We start from the raw sequence: 4,755 nt of genomic DNA on the forward strand, positions 1-4,755 counted from the left end.
AAGCTTTCAGGAGTGTCTTTCGGGGCGTAAGAGACACCACATTCTTCTTATATAGAGTAATGAAACTGTATGCTTAAAAACTTTACCCCCCAAACTTTCGGTATGATCCACATAATTATCAATGTGGAATTTGTTTATCAGGTTATCCTACTTCGATTTAATGATGTCATTTATTTTCACGCAATGACTTTAATTCTTTAATTCCGTTCAAAATACTTCCTATAATGATATTTCCATATCCAACAGCCGATAATTCTAAATGTATATGGATTAGTTTTAAAAATGTAAGTAGTCAACGTTAAAACATTCCAGTTTTAGATGCTTTGAAAGATGTCAAAAGATCATTTCGCTTTATCTCTATACCTAAATAAACTATTACCGCGAAACAGTTTTTTTTGTCACAGAAGCGTAGTTCCTTTTCCTTTTTTTTGTTTGATCTTTAATTGCAGTAAATGAGGATCAAAGAGTGATCAGATTCTAATTTAGTACAGTGCTTGTTCAGTGATTGTTCAGTGCTCGTTCAGTGCTTACTCAGTGGGAACTGAACAAATACTGACTAATCACTGTCTAAAAAATGATTGAAAACTGTTATTACCTCCCAATTGGTATTAGAATGTATCAGTTTTAATGCCTCCTTAGCTATTTATTGTCAGCCAAGTGTGGCAGCCATCAAAAAGGGATCGAGCTAACCATATTAATAACGCTGCTGTCTACCCGGGCGTTTAGCAATTTAGCCCCATATTTACATAAACGAGCAGAATAAGTGCTGGACCTTGATCGATGACATCCTTGACATTGCATGTAGTAATAAACAACGTGGTTTAATTGCGTATAGCGATTAAAGAAAACCTCTGTGAATCGGACAGCAAGATATAAAAATTTGGAGTATTGAATACCGCGATACTTCATCGACAAGAAAATAAGCTGGCTAGCGGTATAGACCAGTAACAAGAATAGTGAATCCGTATAAACGAATCTGCGTCACAGCAAAATGAGACTAACCATCGGGATTTTGATACAATATTATCAAAATCAAATGTGTTATTTCACTATTTTCACCCATTCATTCGATAACATGTATAAACAATTAGCAAGTCCATCGACATCTTCGAAATACAATCAGAAGCCATGAATAATAAAAACCTTTCTACAAAACCACACTATCCCATTTTAGACGGACTACGAGGATTGGCGGCGATTATCGTTGTCACCTTTCATCTCACCGAGCCATTGGCAACAGGTCACCTCGATATCTTGGTAAACCATGGCTATTTGGCAGTTGACTTTTTCTTTCTTTTATCTGGCTTTGTAATCGGTTATGCTTATGATGATCGCTGGCGTACAATGTCGATTGGCACTTTCTTTAAACGCCGTATTGAACGCCTTCAGCCCATGGTTATACTGGGTATGACTCTTGGCGCGATAGGCTTCTACTTTACCGATTCCACCATCTGGCCACTTATTCATACCGTCCCGATTTGGAAAATGCTTCTCGTAATGCTCATCGGTTATACGATTCTCCCCGTCCCCCTCTCTTTGGATATTCGTGGTTGGCAGGAAATGCACCCGCTCAATAGTGTTGGCTGGTCATTGTTTTTTGAATATATTGCCAATATTCTCTATGCTATCGGTATTCGTAAATTATCCAAAACAGCTTAAGCATTTTGGTCATTATCGCAGCTGTGGCGCTCGCGCATTTGGCGATTACAAGTCCCAATGGTGATGTTAGTGGTGGCTGGACGTTAAATGTTGAGCAAGTGCGGATAGGAATCACCCGCGCCATGTATCCCTTTTTTGCGGGCCTTTTGCTATCCAGAATAACCAATCCCAGCCGTATCCGACATGCATTTTTATACTGCAGTATTTTAATCGCCATTGTGTTGTATATGCCTCGTATAGGCGGAGCAGATCAGCTTTGGTTGAACGGGATATATGAGTCTGTATGCATTATCATTGTATTTCCCTTGATTGTTTACTTGGGAACAAGTAACATATCAAGTAGCAGAATAGAAAATAAGCTCTGCAAGTTTTTGGGTGACATCTCCTACCCGCTATACCTCGTACACTATCCTTTGGTCTATTTTTATGTTGCCTGGATCAGCAATAACAAGGATGTGACGCTAGTGACAGCCTTGCCTTATGCCCTATTGATTTTGCTGACGAGTATTGCACTGGCCTATGTCAGCTTGAAATGGTATGACGAACCTGTCCGTACATGGCTCAGAAAGAAATTGGACTAATCATTGTTTCTATAGCTCTGCTTTGAGCTTTTGCAAGAGATGGGGTAACTTTTTGTGCAACTGCTTTTTCCAGCCCATTTCCATAATAAAACTGATCAAAACCAGCTTAATGCCTTTATAACCGGACTGTTTCACTTTCAAAAAAAGAGTCCCACTACAGGTTGGTTCTAATGAAAAGCTCAACACTGTATCCAATTTTGTGAAGATTCCTTTCGTTAGTTTATCTGCCTTATCCGAATGAATTCCGGCACAGGCCAATGCTTTCTCACCAGTAGCTTCACCCCGGTAGCTATACGCAAGATATTGCTTGGGTATTGCCGAAATAATTTCGCAATTCGTAATACCATCCCAGCCCTTCTGGGCTTTCATCCTAAACGTAAAATAATGTCCTGTCTCGGTTTCGATGTCGTTTGGCATAAACCAAGCCCCAAGCAGGTCTGCTTCCGTCAATGCACGCCACACCAGATCTTGGTCATAGGGCAAAAATACTGTCAATTTAATTGTTCTCTCCATTTTTTGCATAGCTAAAACTGCTGGCCCAACAGTAATATCAGTTTTTTGATTTTTTCCATACGATTTAATTATTCATGCAATCAAATGTAATAAGACCACGATGAAAGCCAAGTACACCATCGGTTAAAGATCGTCCATTTCCTATTAATTCTTAATGATTTCCTACCCAAACGAATTAAAATGTTACAAAACAATTTCCAAAGCTGATTAATCAATCGATTGACTAAACTAATTATGATAAAAGTTTATTTTTTTTACACACCATAAAAGAACCTTATTTATATTTATTGATACACAATATAAACCATTATAAGAAAACTTTTAAATTTAATGCTTGCAACCCTCGCACTAGGGGTTGCATCCTGCAACAAGACCTTGGTTAACACCGAAGAAAGTGTAGGAAATCTAAAGGCAAACGCAGCAACAACTTCGGTAACCAATGAATGGAGCAGTAATCCCTATAAGCTGAATGTCATCTATTTTGTTCCAAATGATGTTGACTCCATTCCCAATTTCAGAAAGCGTCTTAGCAAGATCCTCTTAGATGCTCAAAATATGTTTGCAAATAATATGGATCGCGAAGGCTTCGGAAGAAAATCTTTCGGATTGGATCTACTCAATGACAGTTTGATTAATATCCATTACATCGCCGGAAAATACGGCAAAGCTACTTATCCATATTCAGGGGGTAGCGGAGCAGTGAAGGCAGAAGTGGACAGCTATTTTAACCAAAATCCGTCAGGAAAAAAAAGCGAGCACAATCTAATTATTATTCCAACGTATAATACAGATCCAGCTAATCCTGGAGGCCCGCCGTTCTATGGTACAGGCACCAGCTGCTACGCCTTAGATTATGTAAATCTGGACGCTAAAAACTTAGGAATAGGCGGCGATATTGGATGGAAAGCAACTGTGTGGATCGGTGGAATGATCCACGAACTGGGCCACGGATTAAATGCCAGTCACAATAGGATGAACAAAACATTAGCACCAACTTTAGGTACGGCTTTAATTGGTTCAGGCAATTCAACCTATGGAATCTCCACAACCTCATTGACCAGTACCACAGCAGAAACATTTAACAATAGCCAAGTATTTAGCACTGTGGTAAGAAGTGACTGGTATGCATCCGCTTCTGCAGAAATTACATCCTTGTCATCAAGCTTTGTGAACAACAAGATTATCATTTCCGGGAAATTTACGACAACAAAACCGGTCAATGACATTGTTGTCTGGCATGATAGAGAGCCTTTTGGCGTAAACAACGATTATGATGCCGTACAATGGGCCACAAAAATAATTGGCCAGGATAGCTTTCGATTCGAGTGTCCATTAGCTGATTTTTATGATCTGACAGGGAATTACGAAATGAGAATAGGGTTTCTCCATGCCAATGGAAGCCGTACAACCTTAGGGTACGCTTATAACTTCGTTAACAATGTACCCGATTTATCCAAGGTTGTTACCTATAAACTTTTACCGACAACAGGTTGGTCAATTGTCGCTAGCGATAGTAACGAGCCTGGATCACCGGCGAGCAATGTATTGGATATGAATAGAAGTACAGTGTGGCATACGCCCTGGTCGTCCACTCAAACTCCGCAGCCTCACTTCTTCTCCATCAATATGGGGGCATTACGCACCGTGAAAGGAGTTGCTTTCCGTAACCGCGACAATTTAAATGGAGCGATGAAAGATGTCAATATTTACTCAAGTACAAATAGTGTAAGCTGGACATTAATCAAAACGACGCAGCTGAGCAAAGTTGCTGGTTCCTGGATCAATGTCGATCTGAATGCCTCCGTTAACACCCAATACCTTAAAATAGAATCGACAAGTTCCTGGGGTGATTTCTTCTATTCTCATCTTGCAGATTTTGGTGCATATTAGTTTTTAAACCAATAGAATAGGCGGCCGGTATAACAAAAAATACCGGCCTTCTTAAATTTGGTCATCATCGAATTAATGAGATTCATCAATGCGGTTAGCGAATAATTTCTTA

General features: G+C 39.6%; 4 protein-coding genes. 3 read left to right on the top strand and 1 reads right to left on the bottom strand.

Annotated elements, in window-relative coordinates; genetic code table 11:
- Positions 1-1,128 precede the first annotated feature (1,128 nt).
- Positions 1,129-1,659, top strand: a complete 531-nt coding sequence (locus B3297_RS07025; protein WP_286778663.1) for an acyltransferase family protein — start codon at positions 1,129-1,131, stop codon at positions 1,657-1,659.
- Between the two features lie 5 nt (positions 1,660-1,664).
- Positions 1,665-2,240, top strand: coding sequence for an acyltransferase family protein (locus tag B3297_RS07030; protein ID WP_286778664.1), 576 nt, complete (start codon positions 1,665-1,667; stop codon positions 2,238-2,240).
- Positions 2,241-2,249: 9 nt separating this feature from the next.
- Here the strand turns inward: B3297_RS07030 and B3297_RS07035 are convergent, their stop codons facing one another.
- On the bottom strand, positions 2,250-2,753 hold the full coding sequence (locus B3297_RS07035) for an SRPBCC family protein (RefSeq protein ID WP_070569111.1): 504 nt from the start codon (positions 2,751-2,753) through the stop codon (positions 2,250-2,252).
- Between the two features lie 330 nt (positions 2,754-3,083).
- On the opposite strand from B3297_RS07035, the gene B3297_RS07040 reads away from it, so the two are divergent.
- Entirely contained in the window at positions 3,084-4,643 is a 1,560-nt protein-coding gene (locus B3297_RS07040) for a discoidin domain-containing protein (protein ID WP_286778665.1), read from the top strand.
- Positions 4,644-4,755: the final 112 nt, after the last annotated feature.

The sequence above is a fragment of the Sphingobacterium sp. UBA3519 genome (assembly GCF_002377215.1).
Lineage (GTDB): Bacteria > Bacteroidota > Bacteroidia > Sphingobacteriales > Sphingobacteriaceae > Sphingobacterium > Sphingobacterium multivorum.

Coding starts and splice junctions, on each gene's coding strand:
- B3297_RS07025 (WP_286778663.1), top strand. CDS start 1,129: ATGAATAATAAAAACCTTTCTACAAAACCACACTATCCCATTTTAGAC.
- B3297_RS07035 (WP_070569111.1), bottom strand. CDS start 2,753: ATGGAGAGAACAATTAAATTGACAGTATTTTTGCCCTATGACCAAGAT.
- B3297_RS07040 (WP_286778665.1), top strand. CDS start 3,084: ATGCTTGCAACCCTCGCACTAGGGGTTGCATCCTGCAACAAGACCTTG.